This window comes from Hymenobacter aquaticus (assembly GCF_004765605.1).
GTDB lineage: Bacteria > Bacteroidota > Bacteroidia > Cytophagales > Hymenobacteraceae > Hymenobacter > Hymenobacter aquaticus.
This window is the reverse complement of record NZ_SRLC01000001.1, coordinates 1755596-1777666: the sequence shown is the minus strand read 5'-3', so window position 1 is coordinate 1777666 and position 22071 is coordinate 1755596. Positions and strand designations below refer to the sequence as shown.

The following is a 22071-nucleotide window of genomic DNA, read 5'->3' as shown; positions in this document are numbered from 1 at the left end:
GCGTTACAAGCAAAAGCCCTTTCCTGTTCAATACGGGAAAGGGCTTTCTGGTAAAAGGAGTTTGTCACCAGCCGAAGACGGATGGCTGCGCAAGCTCGCCATGACACGAGTCGTTGAACGACAACTCACTCATTCACTCATTCGCTCATTCACAGCTTCCTCGTCTATCCAGCCCTGGGCGCGCATGAGCAGGGCCAGGGCAATGTAGAAGAAGGAGCCCACCTTGTCGACTTCCACCAGCTCGTTGAGCAGCAGGTGAAAGATGATGACGACCAGGGACAAGCCGGCGGCCAGCACTACGCGGCGGTTTTCGGGCGAGCGGCTGCGGTGGTACAGGTTCTCGACCGTAATCAGGGCGGTGGCAAACAGGGCGGCGAACAGCAAGAAGCCTGGGAAGCCCTGCTCGGCCAGCTGGAGCAGGAAGTAGTTGTGGGTGGTCGACTTCTCGGGGTTGTCGCTCACGTAGGTGCGGAAGCTCTTGACGGTGTACTTCTTATACTCGGGGTAGAAGGTGCTGGGGCCGCTGCCGGTCAGGGGCTTTTCGCTGATCATGCGGGCCGCCGCCACCCAGCGGTACACCCGCTCCATGCCCGATACGTCCTGCATCTTGTAGGTGGCCTCCAGGTGCTTCTCGAAGTTGTGCCCGTTGAAGACGGTCTTCTCGTAGTCGGGCGCGTAGTTCATGTAGTTGTCGTTGGCCATCATGAACGCGGCCCAGCTCGTGACGGCCACGGCGGCCACGGCCAGAATGATGCGCGTGAGCCGCAGGCGCAGGGCCAGGTAAAACAAACCCGCCAGCGGCAGCGAGGCCATAGAGGCCCGGGTGTAAGAGAAAATTACCCCGAACAGCAGGATACCCAGCGCAATGCGCCACAGCAGCCGCTTGGTGCCCCGCGCGCCCCGGGCCGCGTAGAAGCAGTACGGAATCAGCAGGGCCTGCACCACGGCGTAGATAACGTGGTTGATGTAGAAGGGCTGAATGGCCCAGTTGATGGAGTCGAAGCTCAGGCCCCGGGTGAGGTGCCGGGAGGTGGTGTAGAGCACCGTGGCCGCCGCGCCCACCACGTAAAACGCCACCAGCCGCCACACGTCCTGGGGGCGGCGCACGATGGAGGCCGTCACAAACACGAAGGGCACGATGTACCAGGTCTTGGCCAGCAGGTACTTCACCGATTTCACGGTGCTGACCGAAAACAGCATCGACACCGCCGACCACAGCAGGGCCAGCCCCATGATAATAACCAGCGGATGCCGCCAGATGTGGGCCGGCACGCCCGAGCGCCCCAGCAGCACGCTCACCCCGAAGCAGCCGAGCAGGAGCAGCATCAGCGGCTCCGAGGGCACGTCCAGGCTCAGGCCGCCGGGCAAGGGGATTTCCCGGGAGAAAGCCAGCGTCAGCAGCAGGGCGTAGTACACCCAGCGCCAGTCGATGAGCAGCACGCCCACGCCCAGGGCCGCCACGGGCAGGGCCAGCCAGAGCGGAGCTTCCAGCAGCGCCGCCGCCGCGCCGCTGAGCAGCAGCAGCCCGATAAAGGCAGCGTACAGGCGCTGGGCCGAGTCGCGGGGGCGCAGGCGCGCCAGCAGGGTAGAAGCGGCCATCAGCGGGGAAAAGTTAATACTGCGGCTCGGAGCCGGGGCGGCCCACGCTCAGGTTGCCCCGGTAGAGCTCCAGCAGGGTGACGAAAACAATGGACAACGCCAGGGTGATAATCACCGACGAGACGACAATCAGCCAGCGCACGGGCTTGGTTTTCTTGGTGGCCGGGAAAGCTTTCTGCACGCTGTAAATCGACGAAATCTTGCCGCTGATGGCCAGCTTGGCGGTTTCGTAGGCGTTGCGGGCCCCAATCAGGCGGCCCTGAATATCGGCGAACCGGGCGTAGACGGTGGCCATCCGGTCGGTGCCCTTCACGTAATTTTCCAGGTTCAGGAAGTTGCCGCCGTCGGCCTGGGTGAGGCCGCGCAGGGCTTTGCGCAGGCCGGCGGCCTTGCTGCTGTTGCCTTCGCCCTCGGCCTGGCGCAGCTTGGTTTCGGTTTCGATGATGGCCCGGCCCAGGTAGCGCGACTCGTTCTCCATGCCGTAGATGCCGTAGCGGCGGCGGCCAGCCAGCAGGCTGTCGTGGGCGGCGGCGTACTCACGCTCCAGAAACTCCTTGCGGGTCTGGTAGAGGGTAATGACGGTGCGGCGGTTTTCGAAGGTCAGCTGCTGGTTAATCGAGTCGATGGCGTGCACAATGGCGTTGGCCACGCGGGCGGCCAGCACTTTGTCGCGGTCCAGAAAATTGACCTCAATAGCGTCCCGGTCGTTGTGCACGATGGTGAAGTTGCTGTTGAACTCGTCCAGGGCGGCCTGGTCGGCCACGTCTTCGCCCGGCTTACCGGCCTTGTAGTGCTTGTGCAGATTAAACTGCTTGATAATCAGCTCGGCCAGGGTCTGCGACTCGCCGATGGTGATAACCCGGTCCAGGTCTTCGGCCCGGCCGCCCAGCTCCAGCTTGCCGCCGTCCGTCACAATTCGGTCGGGGTCGGTGGTATTAGGGTTGGTGGGGTAGAAAACGGCCGTCGACTTGTAGATGTTCGGCATCAGCAGGCTGACTATCACGCTGATAATGAGTGCCAGTCCGACGGCTCCGGCAACAAGGGGTTTCCAGCGGTTAACAACGGGCCACAGACCCAGGAGTGAATAGGAGCGGGATGACATGCAAAAGGAAAAAGGACAACGGGCACAGTAGGAGCCGTTTTTCGGCTGACTGCATTGGGGCAAAGCTACTCCAAATTCCGCGCATTGAATAGGACGAAAGACGGTTGGGGCCCCGAAAACAACCCGCTCGTGCCTGGGCGCCGCCGGCGGCTGGCCTGGGCGTGGCGCTCCGAAATGGGTCCGGGAGCAAAGCTCCGGCGTAATTCTGGGCCTGGCCACCGGTTTTTACTTAATTTTGGCCCCCACTTACGCCCTGGCCGCATCAAAAAGTTTTTCGGAAATATCAGCTTCGTCGTCCTGCTCAATCTGCTGGTGAAACCCGGCTGGGTGGTGGTGGAAAACCTGGTGCAGGACCGGCTGGGCCACGCGGTGTTTGGCACCTTCACGGCCCTGCTCAACTGGACGCTCATCGTGGCTTCCGTCTCGGACCTGGGGACTACCCAGCTGACTACCAAGCGGATGGCGGCCAATCCGGAGTTTCTGGGCGAGTATTTCCCCACGCTGCTGCCCCTGAAAGGCTGGCTGTCGGTGCTGTTTCTGGGGCTGATGGTGGGCAGCGGCTGGCTGCTGGGCTACCGGGGCCACACCCTCACGCTGCTGGCCCTGACGGGCGCCTCGCTGCTGGTCACGCAGTACACGCAGTTTCTGCGCGGCACCCTGCAGGCCCACCAGCGCTTCAATACCGACGCGGTGCTCTCGGTGCTGGAAAAAGCCTTGCTGCTGCTGTTCGTGCTGGCCCTGCTGCCGGTGGGCATCACCCTGGACCGCTACGTGGGGGCCCGGTCGGTGGCGGTGCTGTTTACCTTTGTGGTGCTCTACGCGCTGGTTACCAGGCTCTACGGCCGGGTGCGCTTCAAGCTCAAGTGGGACCACGCCCGGGGCCTGCTCAAGGCCAGCCTGCCCCTGGCCCTCATTACGCTGGTGTACGGCCTCAACGAGCGGGTCGACATGCTGATGCTGGAGCGCCTGGCCTCGCCGGCCGAGGCGGGCTACTACGCGGCGGCCTACCGCTGGGTCGATGCCATCATGATGTACCTCTGGACGGTGCTGCCGCTGTTCTTTGCCAAATTTGCCTTCGTGACCGGCAAGCGCGAGGAGCAGCAGGAGCTGCTCTGGTTCGGGCAGCGCGTCGTGACGGTGCCCTTGCTGTTTGTGTGCGCCTTCGTGCTGTTTCGGGGTGAAGTGCTGTTCTGGCAGTTCACCCACAGCACCGGCCCCGAGCTGGCGCGCATGACGCTGAGCTTGAAGATCTTGTTCGTGAACGTGCTGGTGCACGCCTTTTTCGCCATCTACAGCACCCTGCTCACCAGCACCAACCACGAAAAGCCGGTGAGCGGGCTCGTGGCCGGCAGCATCGGGCTGAACGTGGTGCTGAACGTGCTGCTGCTGCCCCGCTACGGGGCCGTGGCCGCCGCCCTGAACACGCTGCTGTGCGTGGTATTCGTGTCGGGGGGCTATTTGTGGCTGGTGCAGCGCCGGGCGGGCGTGGCTATTCCCTGGGGCACTATCGCGCGGCTGCTGTTGGCTTTCGGGCTGCTCTGCGCCGCCTTCTGGGGCCTGCGCCTGTGGCTGAACCAGTGGCTGCTGGAAGCCGTCGGGGCGGGGCTGGCTTTCGTCGGTATTCTCTTTGGTACCGGCATTCTGCGGGTGGCCGAGCTGAAAGCCCTGCGCCGCTGAGTGGCCGCTCCGCCGGAATGTTTTTCAAAAAACGGACATCTTAGCGCCTCCGAACCACCCTGCCCGTTGAATATTGCCGTTAACGTCCGCTTCCTGCTGCCCGGCGACAAGCTCGAAGGCATCGGCCGCTTCACCTTCGAAACGCTCAGCCGCCTTGTTCGTCAGCACCCCGAGCACACTTTCCACTTCCTCTTCGACCGGGCCTATGACCAGCGCTACCTCTTCGCCGACAACGTAGTGCCCCACGTGCTGCTGCCCCCGGCCCGCCACCCGTTGCTGTTCGTGGCCTGGTTTGAGGGGGCCGTGGCGGCCTGGCTGAGCCGGCACCGCCCGGCCGTGTTTCTGAGTCCCGACGGCTTTACCACGCTGCGCACCCGCGTGCCGCGCATCACCGTCATCCACGACCTGGCCTTCGAGCATTTTCCGCAGGACGTGGGCTGGCTGCAGCGCAAGTATTACCACTATTTCACCCCGAAGTTCGTGCGGGCCTCGGCCCGGGTGGTGGCCGTGTCGGAAGCCACCCGCCAGGATTTAATAACGACCTACGGCACCAGTGCCGACAAAATCCGGGTGGTGTACAACGCCGCCGACTCCCACTTCCGGCCCTTGCCTGCCGATGAGCAGCCCGAGGTCCGGGGCCGGTTCAGCGCCGGCGCGCCGTATTTTCTGTTCGTGGGGGCCCTGCAGCCGCGCAAAAACCTGGTGAACCTGCTGCGGGCCTTCGACCAGTTCAAAGCCCGGACTGGCTCGGCTACCAAGCTGCTCATTGTGGGCCGCACGGCTTGGAAAGCCGGGCCCATGTTCGACGCCTACCAGCAAATGCAGCACCGCGACGCGGTAGTGCTCACCGGCCGCGTGTCGGACGTGGAGCTGGTGCAGCTTTACGCGGCGGCCCGGGCCACGGTGTACGTGCCGTATTTCGAGGGCTTTGGCATTCCCATCATCGAGGCCCAGGCCTGCGCTTCCCCCGTCCTGACGTCCAACTGCAGCTCCATGCCCGAAGTGGCCGGCGGTGCCGCCCTGCTCGTCGACCCGCTTTCCGTCGATTCCATTGCCCAGGGCCTCGCCCGGCTGGATGCCGAGCCCGAGCTGCGGGCTGAGCTGGTGCGCCAGGGCCTGACCAACGTGCACCGGTTTTCGTGGGTGCGAAGCGCCGAGCAAATCTGGCAGAATATTGTTGAAGTAACAGCCAAGGCGTTGCCGCGGTAGAGCTTTCACAACTTCACCATCTCACCATTTCACCGCCCCCGCATGCATCTGCATCGTTTGCCCGAAGTAATGCACCGCTGGCTGCCCGATACCATCTGGCGCGGCCCGCACGCGGCAACCCAGCCCCCCACGCTGTACCTGACCTTCGACGACGGCCCCATTCCGGAGGAAACGCCCTGGGTGCTCGAGCAGCTGGCGCAGTTCAACGCCAAAGCCCTGTTCTTCTGCGTGGGCGACAACCTGCTGCGCCACCCCGACGTGGCCCGGCAAGTCGTGGCCGCCGGGCACCAGCTCGGTAACCATACCCACCACCACCTCAGCGGCTGGAGCACGCCGGCGGCGGCCTATTACGCGGATATTGCCCGCTGCCAGCAGGCCCTCGACGCGGTGCTGCCGGCCGGGGCCCCGCGCTTTTTCCGCCCGCCCTACGGCCGCCTCACCCCGTCCTTGAACCGCCACCTGCGCCCCGACTACCGCATCGTGATGTGGGATTTGCTGACCTGCGACTACGACCGGGACTACGCCCCGGAAAAGTGCCTGCGCGACGCGCTCCGCCTCACCCGGCCCGGCTCGGTGGTCGTGTTTCACGATAGCCTGAAGGCCAGTGGCAACCTGCGCTACGTGCTGCCGCGCTACCTGGCGCACTTCGCCGGGCAGGGGTTTCGCTTCGAGCTGCTCTAACCCCGGCGCATGACCTTCTTCCTCACCGGCTACTTTCTGCTCTGGTTCTTGGTGCTGGCCACCTCGGCGCTGCTGTTCTGGCGGCGCGAGCGGCCCGCACCGGCCCCGCTGGCGGCCCCGCTGCCCCCGGTCAGCATTCTGATTGCGGCCCGCAACGAGGAAGCCACCATCGGGCGCTGCCTGCAAGCCATTCGCCAGCTCGACTACCCGCCCGAGCTGGTGGAAGTGCTGCTCGGCGACGACGCCTCCACCGACCACACCCGGGCCGTGGCCGAGCAGGCCATGCGGGGCTACGCCGGCCGGTTCCGCTGCCTGCCCATTACCAGTCAGCTGGGCTCGGCCCGGGGCAAGGCCAACGTGCTGGCCCACCTGGCCCGGGCCGCCACTTCCGACTACTTCTTTATCACCGACGCCGACATTGCCGTGCCCGTGGGCTGGATTCCGGCGCTGCTGCCCTTTGCCACGCCCGAAGTGGGCACCGTCACGGGCCTGACCGTGGTACACGGCCCGCGCCTGTTCGACCGGCTCCAGGGCCTCGACTGGCTGCAGTCCCTGGGCCTGGTGCAGGTGGTTTCCGACCTGGGCCGGCCCGTTACGGCCATGGGCAACAACATGCTCGTGACGCGGGCCGCCTACGAAGCCACCGGGGGCTACGAAAACCTGCCGTTTTCCGTCACCGAGGACTTTGCGCTGTTTAAGGCCGTGCTGGCCCGGGGCTTCACTTTTCGCAACGTGTACCGGCCCGAGGCGCTGGCCTGTTCGTTGCCCATCGGCACGCCGCTGCGCCTGCTGCACCAGCGGCGGCGCTGGCTGCGGGGCGTCGAGGCGCTACCGGGGTGGCTGCAAAGCGGGCTGTTGTTCTACGCTGGCTTTTACCCTCTGCTGCTGGTGCTGGCCGTGGTGGCCGGTCCGCTGGCGGCATTAGGCGTGCTGGGCCTGAAAATGCTGTTGCAGGGCCTGCTGGCCTACGGCTGCTACCGGCGCGCCGGCCTGCGCATGCCCTGGCAGCTGCTGCCGGCCTTCGAAGTCTACACGGTGGCCCTCACCGGGGCCCTTACCGTATTCCGTCTGCTGCCGGTTTCCTTCGAGTGGAAAGGCCGTTTATATAAATGATAATGTGGCGGTTAGTACTGCTTGTAAGCACTATTAACTGCCAGCCAACAACCAACAACTTAGAATGCAACTCACCGATTCGCACGCCCACATCTACTCCGAGCAGTTCAAGCCCGACCGGGACGAGGCCCTGCACCGCGCCTACGAGGCCGGCGTCACGACCATCGTCATGCCCAACATCGACCACACCAGCATCGACAGCATGCTCGAAACCGAGGCCCGCTTTCCCCAGCAGTGCTTTGCCATGATGGGCCTGCATCCGTGCTCGGTCGGGGCGGATTTCGAGCGGGAGCTGTACCTGGTGGAGGAGTGGCTGGGCAAGCGCCCGTTTGCGGCGGTAGGGGAGTGCGGCATCGACCTGTACTGGGACAAAACCACCCTGGCCCGGCAGCAGGAAGCCCTGCGCGTGCAGGTGGCCCTGGCCAAAACCCACAACCTGCCCCTGGTGCTCCACACCCGCGACGCGTTCCAGGAAACGGCCGACATCATCGAGGCCGCCCAGGATGGCTCGTTGCGGGGCGTGTTTCACTGCTTTTCGGGCACCAAGGAAGAAGCCGACCGGGTGCTGCGCCTGGGCTTTAAGCTCGGCATCGGGGGCGTGGCCACGTTCAAAAACGGCGGGGCCGACCAGTTTCTGCCCGACATTGCCCTGGAGCACCTGCTGCTCGAAACCGACTGCCCCTACCTGGCCCCGGTGCCCCACCGCGGCAAGCGCAACGAGCCCGCCTACCTGCCCCTGATTGCCCGCCGCGTGGCCGAGCTGCTGGGCAAAGCCCCCGAGGAAATTGCCGAAGCCACCACCCGCAACGCCCAGGCGCTTTTTAAGTGGTGAGATGGTGAAGTGGTGAAGTGTTGTTCGGCTGGCGTGGCTTCGCGCAGATTGAACATCACCTCACCATCTCACCATTTCACCACCTCACCACCTCACCACTTCACTCATTCCCTATGGCCCTGCCCGTCACCCTGCCGCTTATCGACATCACGCCCGTCGGCACCAGCGCCCGGCCCGCCACGTCCGTGCTGATTATTTACACCGGCGGCACCGTGGGCATGGAGTACAACAAGCGGGGGGAGCTGGTGCCCATGAAGTTCGAGCAGATCCGCAAGAAGATGCCCGAGCTGCGTCAGCTGAACATGAACCTCTCGGTGCTCAGCCTGCCCGAGCCCATCGACTCGTCTAACGTGACGGCCACCGACTGGCTGGGCCTGGCCGCTCTGATTGAGGCGCACTACTCGGCCTACGACGGCTTCGTGGTGCTGCACGGCACCGACACGATGGCCTACTCGGCGGCGGCCTTGAGCTACCTGCTCGAAAACCTGGGCAAAACGGTGGTCTTCACCGGGGCCCAGGTGCCGGTGGGCCGCATCCGCACCGATGCCCGCCGCAACCTGGTCACCGCCCTCGACATTGCCGTGGCCCGCCACTCCAAGGCCGGCACGGTGCGGGTGCCCGAGGTCTGCGTGTTCTTCAACGACCTGCTGATTCGGGGCAACCGGGCCAAAAAGGTGGAAAGTGAGCAGTACAATGCCTTCCGCAGTGAGAATTACCCGCCCCTGGCCCGGGCCGGCATCGAGGTGGAATACAACGACAAGCAGGTGCGCCACCTGCCCTCGGCCCCGTTGCGCGTGCACCAGCACCTCAATGAGCGGGTGGTCATCCTGAAGCTGTTTCCGGGCATCACCGAGCAGGTGGTGCGGGCCGTGCTGGAAGTAGACGGGCTGCGCGGCTGCGTGCTCGAAACCTACGGCTCGGGCAACGCGCCCACGGCCCCGTGGTTTTTGCAGTGCCTGCGCGACGCCCACCAGCGGGGCGTGCAGATTCTCAACGTGAGCCAGTGCGAAGAAGGCCACGTCATCCAGGGACAGTACGAAACCAGCTCCCAACTCACTGACCTGGGCGTCATTGGCGGCGAGGATATCACCACCGAAGCCGCCATTACCAAGCTCATGTTCGTACTCGGCCTGGGCCGTAGCCCCAAGGAAACGGCCCGTTTGCTGGCCCAGGACCTGCGCGGCGAAATAACTTCTGGCTAACGGAAGTGCCCCGGGGCTTGTGTATCCGGAAAAAGGACCGTTACTTTGCACCCGATTCCAGACCCAGAGAGGTGTCCGAGTGGTCGAAGGAGCACGCCTGGAAAGTGTGTATAGCCCAAAAGGTTATCGTGGGTTCGAATCCCATCCTCTCTGCACTTTGTGCGAAAAACCCCGAATACGCTGCTGAAACGCAGATTATTCGGGGTTTTTTATTTGGTGCGCGTCAGTGTGCGCGTATTTACAATTCAACTGAACCTTTGGACAAAGGGAAGTCGGTATTCCGGTTCAGGTATATAAAAGACGCCAACGGGGCCGGTGAACGGAAGATACCCCCCCGGCCGCCGGCGCCCCAGCACCTCCGGGTGCTTAGCCGGCGCAACTGAACCCCAGCCGGGCGCGCTGCCGGCGCAGCCAGGCCTGCGCCGGGTCTTCCTCGCAAAACCAGGCCGCGTGCAGCATCGTCGACTCCCAGCAGTGCGGCGGCCCGTAGCCGCGCTGCGGCAGCCCTGGCCACAGGTTGGGCGCCACCAGAAAAGCTACCTGGGGCTGCCGCCCGAGCACGGCCCGCACCCGCGGAAAATAGTCTTCCCGCATCCACTCGTGCAGCGTCGCGGGCTGCTCGCACGGGTTGGCGCGGCCATCCAGCAGCCAGTAAGGGCAGTGGTGCCGGGCCGCCGCCGCTAACAGCACCTCGCAGGTTTCGGTGATTTCCTCCGCGTGCAGGGCCCGTTGGCTGATGCCGGTCAGCAGGGGCGGGCTGGGCTGATGTAGGACCGTGTAAAAAGAGAGAGTGGGTAGGAGAGACAAATGGCTATAATCAGGCGTAGAAACCATAGGACAAACCGGGTAATTGGCTAAATATATTTACTATTTTTAATATAATATTATTATCCTGCCCGCGGCCGAAGTGGCCCCCCACGAACCACCCAGGCTGGCCACGGCAGACCGGCGGCGACCCGTAGTTTGGGGGCCGTTGAGCCCCGATTACTTCCCCGGCTACATTTCCTGGTTAGTAGTAAATTAGCGTCGAGCTGCGCCGTGGGCGGGGCGCAGGTGGTTTCATCAACCGGCCACCGGGCCTTGCCCAACCGGAGCAGTGATAGAGCAAGAGGAAAAATCTGCTATTTGGCTACATACCACCCAACGGACGATTGTTGTGAAGGAAAGTTACTCTGGCCCGCCCGCCAGTCATTGGGAACAGGAACTGCAGCTGCTGCAACAGGCTTTCGATGCGGTGGTGGTGCTGGATGCGCAGGGCCGCTTGCTATGGGCCAATGCGGGCTTTGCCCGGCTACGTGGGGCTTCACCGGCCCTGTTACCCTCACAGCAGCCCTGGCAGCTGTTGCGGGGCAGCGGGCCGGGGGAAATAGCCGTAGCCTACCTCGACGAGCAGCTGCGCACGGGGCGCGCCTTTCGCTACGAAACCAATCTGGCCGCGCCCGCCGCCGCCCCGCGCTGGGTCCGGGTCCGGATTCAGCCCCTGCCCGCGGCCCCCGGTGAGGCCGCCCGGTTTGTGGGGCTGCTCGAAGACATCGGCGAGGCCAAAGCCACCCAGCAGGCCCTGAGCGAGAGTGAGCAGCGGTTTCGCTACCTCACCGAGCAGGTGCCGGGCGTGCTGTTTCAGTGGCACGAAACGGCCGGGCTGGTGTATCTGAGCCCCAAAGTGACCGATATTTTCGGCGTCGACGCGGCGCAGGCCCCGCAGCTGCTCGGCTTTCTGCACCCCCAGGACCAGCCGCGGTGGGAACGCACGGTGCGGCAGGCCGCCCTCAAAGCCCGGAGCTGGACGTTTGAGGGCCGGCTGCTGGTGCCGGGCCAGCCCCTGCGCTGGTGCCGGGTAAATGCCAGCCAAGACCAGCCCGGCGCCGCCGGCCGCCTCTACAACGGCATCATGGTCGACATTACGGCCCTGAAGCAGGCCGAAGAAACCGTGCAGGCCAACGAGCAGCGCTGGCAGCTGGCCATGGAACGGTTTGGCGACGGGGCCTGGGAATTCAATTACCAGACCGGCGAGGAGTATTTCTCGGGCGCCTACCAGGCCATGCTCGGCTATACCGAAGAGGAGTTTGCGCTGGAGCCCCAAACCTGGCTGACTCACGTGCACCCCGACGACATCGAGGCCAGCCTGCTGGCGTCGGAGGCGTATCTGCGCGGCGACGAGCCCATTTACTCCATCGAGCGGCGCATGCGCTGCAAAAACGGCGACTACAAGTGGGTGCTGACCCGGGGCCTGGTTACGAAGGTGGATGAGCAGGGTAAGCCCCTGATTATGACCGGCGTGCACACCGATATTTCGGCCCTGAAGAATGCCAATGCCGCCATCGAAGCATCCCGCCTGCGCCTGTCGACTACCATTGCCAACTTTCAGGAAGGCATTCTGCTGGTCGATGAGCACCACCGGGTCGTGCTGGCCAACGAGGCCATTTGCCGGCTGTTCAGCAGCCCATTGGCGCCCCGGGAGCTGGTGGGGCGCGACGCGCGCCTGTTCGGGGAGCAGGCCAAAAACCTCTTCCGGCACGCCGAGGAGTTTGTGGCCCGCTACCAGACGCTGGTGCAAAGCCGGCAGCTGGTGACGGGCGAGATTTTCCCGCTGAAAAACGGCCGCATCCTGCAGTGCGACTTCGTGCCAATTTTCGTCGATGCCACCTACATCGGCTACCTGTGGAAGTTTCAGGATATTACCGAGCGCCGCAACAACGAGGAAACCCTGCGCCGCCGCGAGGAGAAATACCGGGGCATTATTGAGAACATGCGCCTGGGCCTGGTGGAGCGCGACCATACCGGGGCCGTGGCCTACGTCAACGAGGCTTTCTGCGACATCACCGGCTTCACCTCCGACGAGCTGCTCAAGCAGCAGGGCATGCAGCACGTGCTGGGCGAGGCGGGGGCCCTGTTCGTGGCCGAGAAAAGCCAGAACCGCTTCCGGGGCGTGGCCGAAACCTACGAAATGCCCATTACCACCAAGGCCGGTCCGCGCCGCTGGCTGCTCGTCAGCGGGGCCCCCGTGTACGACGACGAGCGGCGCGTGTGCGGCTCCATCAGCATTACCCTCGACATTACCCACCAGAAAGAGCTGGAGCACAACCTGCGGGCCGCCAAGGAGTCGGCCGAGGAATCGGCCCGGAGCAAGGAGCTGTTTCTGGCCAACATGAGCCACGAAATCCGGACGCCCCTGAACGCCATTCTGGGCATGGGGCAGCTGCTGGCCAAAACGCCGCTGAACGACGAGCAGCACAACTACCTGCGCGCCATTGCCACCTCCGGCGAAAACCTGCTGGTCATCATCAACGATATTCTGGATTTGTCCAAGATCGGGGCCAGCCAGCTCAGCATCGAGCGAATCGGCTTCAACCTGGCGGCGCTGCTGGCCCAGGTCGAGAAAAGCCTGCACTTCAAGGCCGAGGAAAAGGGCCTGCGCTTCGTGGTTAGCGCCGCCGCGGGCCTGCCCCCGGTGCTGCTCGGCGACCCGTACCGCATCACGCAGGTACTGCTCAACCTGGCCGGCAATGCCATTAAGTTCACCGAGAAAGGCCACGTGTCCATCACCGGCGAGCTGGTCGAGCCGCTCACCGCCGGGCAGGTGGCGCTGCGCTTCACGGTGGCCGACACCGGCGTGGGCATCGACGCCGACTACCTGGGCGACATCTTCAAGGAGTTCAGCCAGGAGGACTCGTCCGTGACCCGCAAATACGGGGGCACGGGCCTGGGGCTGAGCATCAGCCGCCAGCTGGTCAACCTGATGGGGGGCGAAATCGAGATTGTCAGCCAGAAAAACCAGGGCACCCGCAGCGCCTTCACCCTGCTGCTGGCCGTGGGCTCGGAAGCGGATCTGCCCCAGAAGTCGGTGGTGACGGCCGACACCCGGCAGCGGCTGCGCGGCAAGCGGGTGCTGCTGACCGAGGACAATGCCTTCAACCGGCAGATTGCCAAGGGCTTTCTGCAAAACGCCGGCCTGCTGGTGGCCGAAGCCGAAAACGGCGCCGTAGCCCTGGAGCTGGCCGGCCGGCAGCGCTTCGACGTGATTCTGATGGACGTGCAGATGCCGGTGATGAACGGGCTGGAAGCCACCAGCCACCTGCGCGGGCCGCTGGCGCTGAATCTGCCCATCATTGCCCTGACCGCCAACGCCATCAAAGGCGAGCGGGAAAAATGCCTGGCCGCTGGCATGAACGACTACCTGGCCAAGCCTTTTCAGGAAGAAGACCTGCTGAAGGTTATCAGCCGCTGGACGCTGGAGCAGCCGCCACCCGCCGCCGCCTTGCCCGCGCCCTACAGCCTGGCCATCATCGAGCAGATCGGGCAGGGGGCCCCCGATTTTATGGTGCTGATGCTGGAATCATTTATCGAAAGCGCCCAGGAGGCCATTGCCGAGCTGGAGGAAGCCGCCCGCGCCCAGGATGTACCGCGGCTGCGGGCCGCCACTCACAAGCTCAAGCCCAGCCTCGAGCACCTGCAGGTACAGCACCTGCTGCCCCCCGTGCACCAGCTCGACACCTGGCGCGGCCCCTTCGAAGAGCACCAGCTGCAACCCTTGATTGCGCAGGTGGTTGAGCAGCTGCAACAGCTGCTAGGCCTGCTGGAAAACGAGCTGCGTACGGCCCGGCAAAACCTGACGTCGGCGTAGCCCGCGGGCCGGCTCGGGGGCTAGCGGCCCTTGGGGGCGGGGTGGTCTTTGTGCACGTCGCGAAACCGGAGCATATCCAGCAGGCGCAGCTCCCGGGGCGTGTCGAAACCGCACCGGATGTCCACCTGCTCGGGGTTGTAATACGTGCCGAAGAGCATATCCCACCACACGATGTCGCCGTAGTTGCCGGCGTGCTTTTCGTACTGGTGGTGCAGGCGGTGCATTTCCGGGCGCTGAAAAACGTAGCCCACCCAGTGCGGCGTACGCACGTTGCTGTGGTAGAAAAAGTCGCTGACGGTCGTGCACAAGGTGTAGATCAGTCCGGCCTCGGCGCTCAGGCCCAGTAGGGTATAGATAAACAGGCCCCCGATCAGCAGGTTGACCAGCGTCTCGACCGGATGCTTGTAGAAGGAGGTGCTCACCTCGATGCGCTGGGCGCTGTGATGAATCTGGTGCAGGCACTGCCAAAGCCAATCGACGGTGTGCCGCCAGCGGTGCCACCAGTAAAACACGAACGTCGCGGCCACGTAAGCCAGCAGCCCGCCGGCCCACGCCGGCACGTGGTCCGACAGATGGAACACCGAATAGGCCGTCAGCCAGCGGTTCCAGCTCAGCCCCGCCAGCCCGACCACCAGCAGCTGTAGCGCATTAATGCCCAGGACCCGAATCGTCCAGGTCGGAACGGTGGGCAGGGCCCGGCCCGGCAACAGGCGCTCCAGCAGCAGGAACGCAGCGAAAATAACCAGCAGTAGGGGCAGCATCGGGTCTGAGCGTTAGGGGAAGAGATTCCCAAAAGTCAGCGCCACGACGCGCAGCTTTCCTGATATATGTCATTTTCGAAACCCTCAGCGGCCGGGTAGCTACTTGTTGCGCAGGCGGCTGAGCGTTTCGGGGGCCATGCCCAGGTGGGACGCAATGTGGTGCAGGGCCACGCGCTGAAATACGGTGGGAAAGTCGCGCAGCAGCAGCTCGTAGCGCTCGGCGGCCGAGCGGGAGCGGAGGTTGCGGGCCCGCTGCTCGCTGAGCACGTAGTACTTCTCCAGAATTCGCCGGCCGATGAAATTAAACTCGGGAAAGTCGTGGTAGAGGCGCTGGAGCTGGTCGTAGGTGATGGAGTGCACCACGGCGGGCTCGAGCAGCTCCAGGTACTCATCGGAGGGTTGCTGGGTAAAAAAGCTCAGGATGGAAATCACGAAGTCGCCGGCGGGCATAAACCACGAGGATATCTCGCGGCCGTGCAGCAGCGTGTAGCCCCGCACGAGGCCGGTTTCCAGAAAGTACACCCGGCGGGCTACCTGCCCGGGTTGCAGCAGCAGGTGGTGGGCCGGCAGCTCCTCGCGGCGGGTGCCGGCTACCAGGGCCGCCGTCAGGCCGGCGCTCAGGGGCTGCAGCGTCTGCAGAAAAGTAAGAAAGCTGGACATGCACAAACCGGGTTGGAGGCTGAAACCCTAAACTTAGCGCCTCAGCCGGAATACAGTGGCCCCAACGGCTACTTCGGCAACTCAAAAGCGCCGCCGCCGCAAAAAAAGGCGGAGGAAAACAGTAGCACAAAGGGTTGTGAATGTCGGCCACTACGACGCCGCTTACGACCTGGCGGCGCTTTATCGGATGATGCGGAAAACCATCCGGTAGTTTGTCTGACCGGTTATTCAGGAAGTCAAGCAAGGAGTGGGTAAGTCGGTAAGATTTGCACAAACGATTGTGCAGACCGGAATTATTTTTCTACTTTCCCCACCGGTTTAGGTCCTGAACCGATCAGGGGGCGCCGCTGGTCGCGTAACGGGGTACATTAGGGGTGCTCAGGGCTTGGCTAAGTAACTGGGGCTACTCCGTGCCGATGCTTTTCTTTAGTGCTTCTCCATACTACCCCACCAAACTTCCCACTCTCTTTCGCCATGAAAAAAAACCACCGTACCGGATTCCTTGTCAGTGCTGCCGGCGTTGCGGGCTTGCTCACTTTGGCCGGCTGCAACCAGTCGAGCCCGACGGAGCAGCCGGGCGCGGCCACTACCCAGCCGGCCGCCGCCGATTCTGCCCAGCCGGCCTCCACGGGCCCGGACGCGCCGGCTGCGGCGTCCTTTGGCAAGCTGCAGAACGGCACCGAAGTACAGCTCTATACCCTAACCAACGCCCACGGGCTGCAAGCGCGCATCACCAACTACGGCGGCACGCTCACCAGCCTCTTGGTGCCCGACAAAGCCGGGCAGCTGGGCGACGTCGTGCTGGGCTTCGACAACGTGAGCGGCTACCAGAGCCCCGAATACCAGCAAGCCGGCCCGTATTTCGGGGCCCTGATCGGGCGCTACGGCAACCGCATCAAGGCCGGGCAGTTCACCCTGGACGGGAAAACCTACTCGCTGGCCAAAAACAACGGGCCCAACCACCTGCACGGCGGCAAGCAGGGCTTCGACAAGGTCGTCTGGCAGGCCGAGCCCGGCCGCAGTGCCGACGGCCAGACCCTGACCTTGCGCTACGTGAGTAAAAACGGGGAAGAAGGCTACCCCGGCACGTTGCGCGTCACGGTGGTCTACACGCTGACCCAGGACGACGCGCTGCGCCTCGACTACACCGCCACGACGGATAAAGCCACGCCGGTGAACCTGACCAACCACAGCTACTTCAACCTGGGCGCGGGCAAGGATGTGCTGGCTCACCAGGTCACGCTGCCGGCCGACCGCTACACGGTGGTCGACAACACCCTGATTCCGACCGGGGAGCTGCGCGTGGTCAAGGGTACGCCCTTCGACTTCACCACGGCCCACGCCATTGGCGAGCGGATCGGAGCGGTGCCCGGCGGCTACGACCACAATTGGGTGCTGAACCAGCCCGGCGCGGCCCCGCACCCGGCCGCCACGGTGTATGAGCCGACCTCGGGCCGCACTTTGGAGGTCCTGACCACCGAGCCGGGCATTCAGTTCTACACCGGCAACTTCCTGGACGGCACACTCACGGGCAAGGGCAACAAAGTCTACGGCAAGCACGCGGGCTTCTGCCTGGAAACCCAGCACTTCCCCGACTCGCCCAATCAGCCGAAGTTCCCCAGCACCACGCTCCAGCCCGGCGACACGCTGCACTCTACCACCCTCTACAAATTCGGCGTGCGCAAGTAGGTGAAGTGGTGAGGTGGTGAAATGGTGAATTGTCGTTCTATGTGCGCCACATGCGCAGAACCGCGCCGCCAAAACATCAAACTCACCATCTCACTCATTCACTCATTCACCTCACCATTTCACCATCTCACCACTTCACCATCTCACCACTTTGGAAACTCCCACCTCCGCCGACGCTTACGTTATCGGCATCGACTACGGCACCGACTCGGTGCGGGCCCTGCTGGTGAATGCCCGCACGGGAGCCGAAGTGGCCCAGGCCGTACACCCCTACGCGCGCTGGAAAGAGCAGCGCTACTGCAACGCGGCTAAAAACCAGTTCCGCCAGCACCCGCTCGACCACATCGAGGGCCTGGAGGCCACCGTGCGGCAGGTCGCGGGCCGCGTGCCGGCCGAGCAGATCGTGGGGCTGGCCGTGGATACCACCGGCTCGACGCCCGGCCCGGTAAACGAGCAGGGCGTGGCCCTGGCCCTGCTGCCCGAGTTTGCCGACAACCCCAACGCCATGTTCGTGCTCTGGAAAGACCACACGGCCCTGGCCGAAGCGGCCGAAATCAACCGCAAGGCGCGCAGCTGGGGCGGGGAGGACTACACCAAATTCGAGGGCGGCATCTACTCTTCCGAGTGGTTTTGGGCCAAAATCATGCACGTCACCCGCCAGGATGCCGCCGTGGCCGCCGCCGCCCACTCCTGGATGGAGCACTGCGACTGGCTAACCTTGCTACTGACCGGCGCCGACCTGACTTCCTGCAAGCGCAGCCGCTGCGCCGCCGGCCACAAGGCCATGTGGCACGAAAGCTGGGGCGGCCTGCCGCTGGAGCAGTTTATCGTGGAGCTGGAACCCCAGCTGACCCTGCTGCGCGGCCACCTCTACCAGGACACGTTTACGGCCGATGAGGTAGCCGGCCACCTTTCCGAGGAATGGGCGACCCGCCTGGGCCTGACGACCCGGACCGTGGTGGCCGTGGGCACCTTCGATGCCCACGCCGGGGCCGTGGCGGGCGAAATCGAGGCCTATTCGATGGTGAAGGTGATGGGCACCAGCACCTGCGACATCGTGGTGGCCCCGATGGACGAAGTCGGGGCGAAGCTGGTGCCGGGCATCTGCGGGCAGGTCGACGGCTCGGTGATTCCGGGCATGCTGGGCCTCGAAGCGGGGCAGTCGGCGGTGGGCGACCTGCTGGCCTGGTTCCGGCAGGTGCTGGAATGGCCCTTGCGCACGCTCGTGCCGCAGTCGGCGGTGCTGACTGCCGAGCAGCAGGAGGCGTTGCGGGCCGAGCTGAGCGACAACATGATGGTGGAGCTCAACAAAGCCGCCGCCGCCGTCGACCCCGAAGAGTCGCAGGTGCTGGCCCTCGACTGGGTGAACGGCCGCCGCACCCCCGATGCCAACCAGGCCCTGAAAGGCGCCCTGCTCAACCTGACGATGGGCACCTCGGCGCCCCACATCTTCCGGGCCCTGGTCGAGAGCATCTGCTACGGCTCCCGCCAGATCGTGGAGCGCTTCGAGCAGGAGGGTATTCCGATCAAGCAGGTCATCGGGCTGGGCGGCGTGGCCAAGAAATCGGCCTTTATGATGCAGACCCTGGCCGACGTGCTCAACCGCCCCATCAAAGTAGCCGAGTCGGACCAGGCCCCGGCCTTGGGCGCGGCCATGTACGCGGCCGTGGCGGCCGGCATTCACCCCGACGTGGTGACGGCGCAGCGGGCCATGGGCAACGGTTTCGCCGATACCTACGAGCCCAACCCCCAGCGCGTGACCGACTACCAGCGCCGCTACGAGCAGTACCAGGCCCTGGGCCAGTACGTCGAGCAAACGACGGTAGCCAAGGCCGTGGAAGCCCCAGCCCTGGCCGAATAGGCCCTAGCTAAGACCATTTCGGTCTTAGCTAAGACCGAAATGGTCTTAGGTATCGGTAAAACAGCCTTAGCTAAGACCGTTTCGGTCTTAGGTATCACCGAAATGGTCTTAGCTAAGACCAAAACAGCCTTAGGTATCGCCGAAATGGTCTTAGCTAAGACCAAAATGGTGATTCGAATGACCAAAACACCGATCCGAATCACCGTTTTAGCGATTCGAATGACCAAAACGGTGATTCGAATCGCTAAAACGGTCATCGGAATGACCAAAACAGTGATTCGAATGACCGAAATGGTGATTCTAATGACCGAAACGGTGATTCGAATCGCTGAAACGGTCATTGGAATGACCAAAACGGTGCTTCTCAGGACATCAACCGCCCGGTACGCCCGCTCCGCATGCTAAGCGAGCGGGGCGGAACAGGCAACAATCAGCAGTATGAGTCAATACCAGGAACTAAAAGAGCAGTGCTACGCGGCGAATATGCAGCTGCCCCAGCTCGGGCTGGTGCTCTTCACCTTCGGCAACGCCAGCGTCGTGGACCGGGAGAAGCAGGTGTTTGCCATCAAGCCCAGCGGCGTGCCCTACGCCACCCTGACGGCCGAGGACATCGTCATCGTCGACTTCGCGGGCAAGCCGGTGGAAGGGCAGAAGCGGCCGTCCTCCGATACCAAGACCCACGCCGTGCTCTACGCTCACTGGGAGCATATCGGGGGCATTGTGCACACCCACAGCACCTACGCCACGGCCTGGGCCCAGGCCCAGCTCGACATCCCGATTCTGGGCACCACCCACGCCGACCACCTCACCACCGATGTTCCCTGCGCCCCGCCCATGAGCGACCAGATGATAGCCGGCGACTACGAGCACCAGACCGGCTGGCAGATCATCAACGAGTTTCAGCGCCGGGGCTTCTCGCCCGCCGAGGTGGAGATGGTGCTGCTCAGCAACCACGCCCCCTTTACCTGGGGTGCTACCGTGGAAAAAGCCGTGTACAACAGCGCCGTGCTCGAAGAAGTGGCCCGCATGGCCTACCTCAGCTGCACCCTGCGCCCCGACGTGCCCCGCCTCAAAGACGCCCTGATCCAGAAGCACTACGACCGCAAGCACGGCGTGCATTCGTACTACGGCCAGTCGTAAGCAGGCTAGTAAGCTAGAAAAGAGCGATTAGCAGCTAGTTCCCCTCCTCAGATGAGGAGGGGTGCCCGAAGGGCGGGGTGGTTGATACCCTAGAACGATTTTTAGAATTAGCTCTAGCGCTGTTCCGCATGACTCCCGCTACAATTTCTAGCTCTAATAAACCACCCCTAACCCCTCCTTGAAAAAAGGAGGGGAACTAGCTTTTAGTTTCCAGTCAACAACGCAAGAACTCCCAACCATCCAAGGTTTTACCTGCCTCCTCCATGATCAACATTTCCCAGTACGAAGCCTGGTTTATCACCGGCAGCCAGCACCTCTACGGCCCCGAAACCCTGGCGCAGGTGGCCGAGCACTCCGTGCGGATTGCCGCCGCCCTCAATCACGAACTGCCCATCCGCATCGTCTATAAAGAGGTTCTGACCGGCCCCGAGGCCATTACCCAGCTGGTGCAGCAGGCCAACACCACCCCGAATTGCGTGGGCCTGATTGCCTGGATGCACACCTTCTCGCCGGCCAAGATGTGGATCAACGGCCTGAAGATCCTGCAGAAGCCCCTGGCCCACCTGCACACCCAGTTCAACCGCGACATTCCGTGGCAGGACATCGACATGGACTTCATGAACACCAACCAGTCGGCCCACGGCGACCGGGAGTTCGGCTTTATCGGGGCCCGTTTGAAGCTGAAGCGCAAGGTAGTAGTCGGCCACTGGCAGAGCCCGGACGTACACGAGCGGCTCAGCATCTGGGCCCGCGCCGCCTGCGCCTGGGCCGACTGGCAGGGCAGCCGCATCGTGCGGTTCGGCGACAACATGCGCTACGTGGCCGTCACGGAAGGCGACAAAGTCGAGGCCGAGCTCAGGTTTGGCTACTCGGTGAACACCTACGGCATCGGCGACCTGGTAGCCGTCATCAACCAGGCCACCGACGAGCAGGTAAACGCGCTGCTCACCACCTACGAGCAGGAATACGAGCTAAGCGAGGCGCTACGGGAGGGCGGCGCGCAGCGGGAAAGTCTGCGCGAGGCCGCCCGGATTGAGGTGGGCATGCGCCGGTTTTTGCAGGACACCCAGGCCATCGGCTTCACCGACACCTTCGAGGATCTGCACGGCATGGCCCAGCTGCCCGGCATTGCCACCCAGCGCCTGATGGCCGAAGGCTACGGCTTCGGCGGCGAGGGCGACTGGAAAACCTCGGCTTTGGTGCGGGCCATGAAGGTAATGGGCGCGGGCCTGCCCGGCGGCAACTCCTTTATGGAAGACTATACCTACCACTTTCAGCCCGGCAACGAGCAGGTATTGGGCTCCCACATGCTGGAAATCTGCCCCAGCATCGCCGAAGGCAAGGCCAAAGTAGAAGTGCACCCCCTGGGCATCGGCGGCAAGGCCGACCCGGCCCGCCTGGTGTTCAACTGCCCCGCCGGCCCCGCCCTGAACGCCACCATCGTGGACCTGGGCCACCGGTTCCGGCTGGTGGTAAACGAAGTGGAGGCCGTAGCCCCCGAGCAGGACTTGCCCAAGCTGCCCGTGGCCCGGGTGCTGTGGAAAGTGAAGCCCAGCCTGAGCGTGGGGGCCGCCGCCTGGATTCTGGCCGGCGGGGCGCACCACACCGGCTACAGCCAAAACCTGACGGCCGAGTACCTGGAGGACTTCGCCGAAATGGCCGGCATCGAGTTTGTCCTCATCGACGACGAAACCCGGCTGCGCACCTTCAAAAACGAGCTGCGCTACAACGAGGTGGCCTACGGTCAGCGGTAAGCTGCGCCGGCCGTACGCTCCGCGGCCAGCCGGGCCGCCAGTCCTGCCGCCCCAAGGTGGGGCCGGCGGCCCGGTTAGCAGCCGCCGGGGCAGAATGCTACCTTTACCCCACGTATTGCGCAGTAGATTCCCCGTATGGCCTCCCGAAAAAAACAAGCTCCGGTTCC

At 63.9% G+C, this 22071-nt stretch carries 17 protein-coding genes and 1 tRNA gene; 13 read left to right on the top strand and 5 right to left on the bottom strand.

The features are described 5' to 3' along the window. Positions 1–129 precede the first annotated feature (129 nt). Together E5K00_RS07320 and E5K00_RS07315 are read right to left on the bottom strand one after the other, a co-directional pair. Entirely contained in the window at positions 130–1599 is a 1470-nt protein-coding gene (locus E5K00_RS07320; protein ID WP_135462582.1) for an O-antigen ligase family protein, read from the bottom strand. Between the two features lie 13 nt (positions 1600–1612). Further along, positions 1613–2701, bottom strand: coding sequence for a GumC domain-containing protein (locus E5K00_RS07315; RefSeq protein WP_135462581.1), 1089 nt, complete (start codon positions 2699–2701; stop codon positions 1613–1615). A 174-nt stretch (positions 2702–2875) separates the two neighbouring features. Between E5K00_RS07315 and E5K00_RS07310 the strand changes: the two genes are divergently transcribed. From E5K00_RS07310 to E5K00_RS07280, 7 genes are all read left to right on the top strand, one after another. Next, entirely contained in the window at positions 2876–4378 is a 1503-nt protein-coding gene (locus E5K00_RS07310; protein ID WP_262710087.1) for an oligosaccharide flippase family protein, read from the top strand. Between the two features lie 66 nt (positions 4379–4444). Beyond that, entirely contained in the window at positions 4445–5587 is a 1143-nt protein-coding gene (locus E5K00_RS07305) for a glycosyltransferase family 4 protein (RefSeq protein WP_167856786.1), read from the top strand. 42 nt (positions 5588–5629) lie between these two features. After that, complete coding sequence (locus tag E5K00_RS07300; protein ID WP_135462578.1) at positions 5630–6268, top strand: polysaccharide deacetylase family protein; 639 nt, start codon at positions 5630–5632, stop codon at positions 6266–6268. 9 nt (positions 6269–6277) lie between these two features. Continuing rightward, a complete protein-coding gene (locus E5K00_RS07295) occupies positions 6278–7381 on the top strand; it encodes a glycosyltransferase (RefSeq protein WP_135462577.1) in 1104 nt (367 codons plus the stop codon). Positions 7382–7445: 64 nt separating this feature from the next. Then, positions 7446–8213: a TatD family hydrolase gene (locus tag E5K00_RS07290; RefSeq protein ID WP_135462576.1), complete on the top strand. Its 768-nt coding sequence runs from the start codon at positions 7446–7448 to the stop codon at positions 8211–8213. 113 nt (positions 8214–8326) lie between these two features. Next, the gene (locus tag E5K00_RS07285; protein ID WP_135462575.1) at positions 8327–9415 is read left to right on the top strand and encodes an asparaginase; all 1089 of its coding nucleotides are present in this window, start codon (positions 8327–8329) and stop codon (positions 9413–9415) included. A 65-nt stretch (positions 9416–9480) separates the two neighbouring features. Continuing rightward, positions 9481–9568: transfer RNA gene (locus E5K00_RS07280), tRNA-Ser, on the top strand. A 213-nt stretch (positions 9569–9781) separates the two neighbouring features. On the opposite strand, the gene E5K00_RS07275 is transcribed toward E5K00_RS07280, so the two are convergent. Continuing rightward, positions 9782–10222, bottom strand: coding sequence for a hypothetical protein (locus tag E5K00_RS07275; protein WP_135462574.1), 441 nt, complete (start codon positions 10220–10222; stop codon positions 9782–9784). 349 nt (positions 10223–10571) lie between these two features. On the opposite strand from E5K00_RS07275, the gene E5K00_RS07270 reads away from it, so the two are divergent. Next, positions 10572–14039: a PAS domain-containing hybrid sensor histidine kinase/response regulator gene (locus E5K00_RS07270; protein ID WP_167856785.1), complete on the top strand. Its 3468-nt coding sequence runs from the start codon at positions 10572–10574 to the stop codon at positions 14037–14039. A gap of 20 nt (positions 14040–14059) precedes the next feature. On the opposite strand, the gene E5K00_RS07265 is transcribed toward E5K00_RS07270, so the two are convergent. Further along, complete coding sequence (locus tag E5K00_RS07265; protein WP_135462572.1) at positions 14060–14800, bottom strand: sterol desaturase family protein; 741 nt, start codon at positions 14798–14800, stop codon at positions 14060–14062. Positions 14801–14899: 99 nt separating this feature from the next. Beyond that, the gene (locus E5K00_RS07260) at positions 14900–15460 is read right to left on the bottom strand and encodes a Crp/Fnr family transcriptional regulator (RefSeq protein WP_135462571.1); all 561 of its coding nucleotides are present in this window, start codon (positions 15458–15460) and stop codon (positions 14900–14902) included. Between the two features lie 474 nt (positions 15461–15934). On the opposite strand from E5K00_RS07260, the gene E5K00_RS07255 reads away from it, so the two are divergent. The 5 genes from E5K00_RS07255 (at position 15935) to araA (ending at position 21904) form a co-directional block, all read left to right on the top strand. After that, entirely contained in the window at positions 15935–17149 is a 1215-nt protein-coding gene (locus tag E5K00_RS07255; protein ID WP_135462570.1) for an aldose epimerase family protein, read from the top strand. Between the two features lie 151 nt (positions 17150–17300). Continuing rightward, on the top strand, positions 17301–19010 hold the full coding sequence (locus tag E5K00_RS07250) for a ribulokinase (RefSeq protein WP_135462569.1): 1710 nt from the start codon (positions 17301–17303) through the stop codon (positions 19008–19010). Between the two features lie 39 nt (positions 19011–19049). Then, on the top strand, positions 19050–19415 hold the full coding sequence (locus tag E5K00_RS07245) for a hypothetical protein (protein WP_135462568.1): 366 nt from the start codon (positions 19050–19052) through the stop codon (positions 19413–19415). 33 nt (positions 19416–19448) lie between these two features. Then, a complete protein-coding gene (locus E5K00_RS07240) occupies positions 19449–20150 on the top strand; it encodes an L-ribulose-5-phosphate 4-epimerase (RefSeq protein ID WP_135462567.1) in 702 nt (233 codons plus the stop codon). 263 nt (positions 20151–20413) lie between these two features. Then, entirely contained in the window at positions 20414–21904 is a 1491-nt protein-coding gene (gene araA, locus E5K00_RS07235) for an L-arabinose isomerase (protein ID WP_135462566.1), read from the top strand. Positions 21905–22071 lie beyond the last annotated feature (167 nt).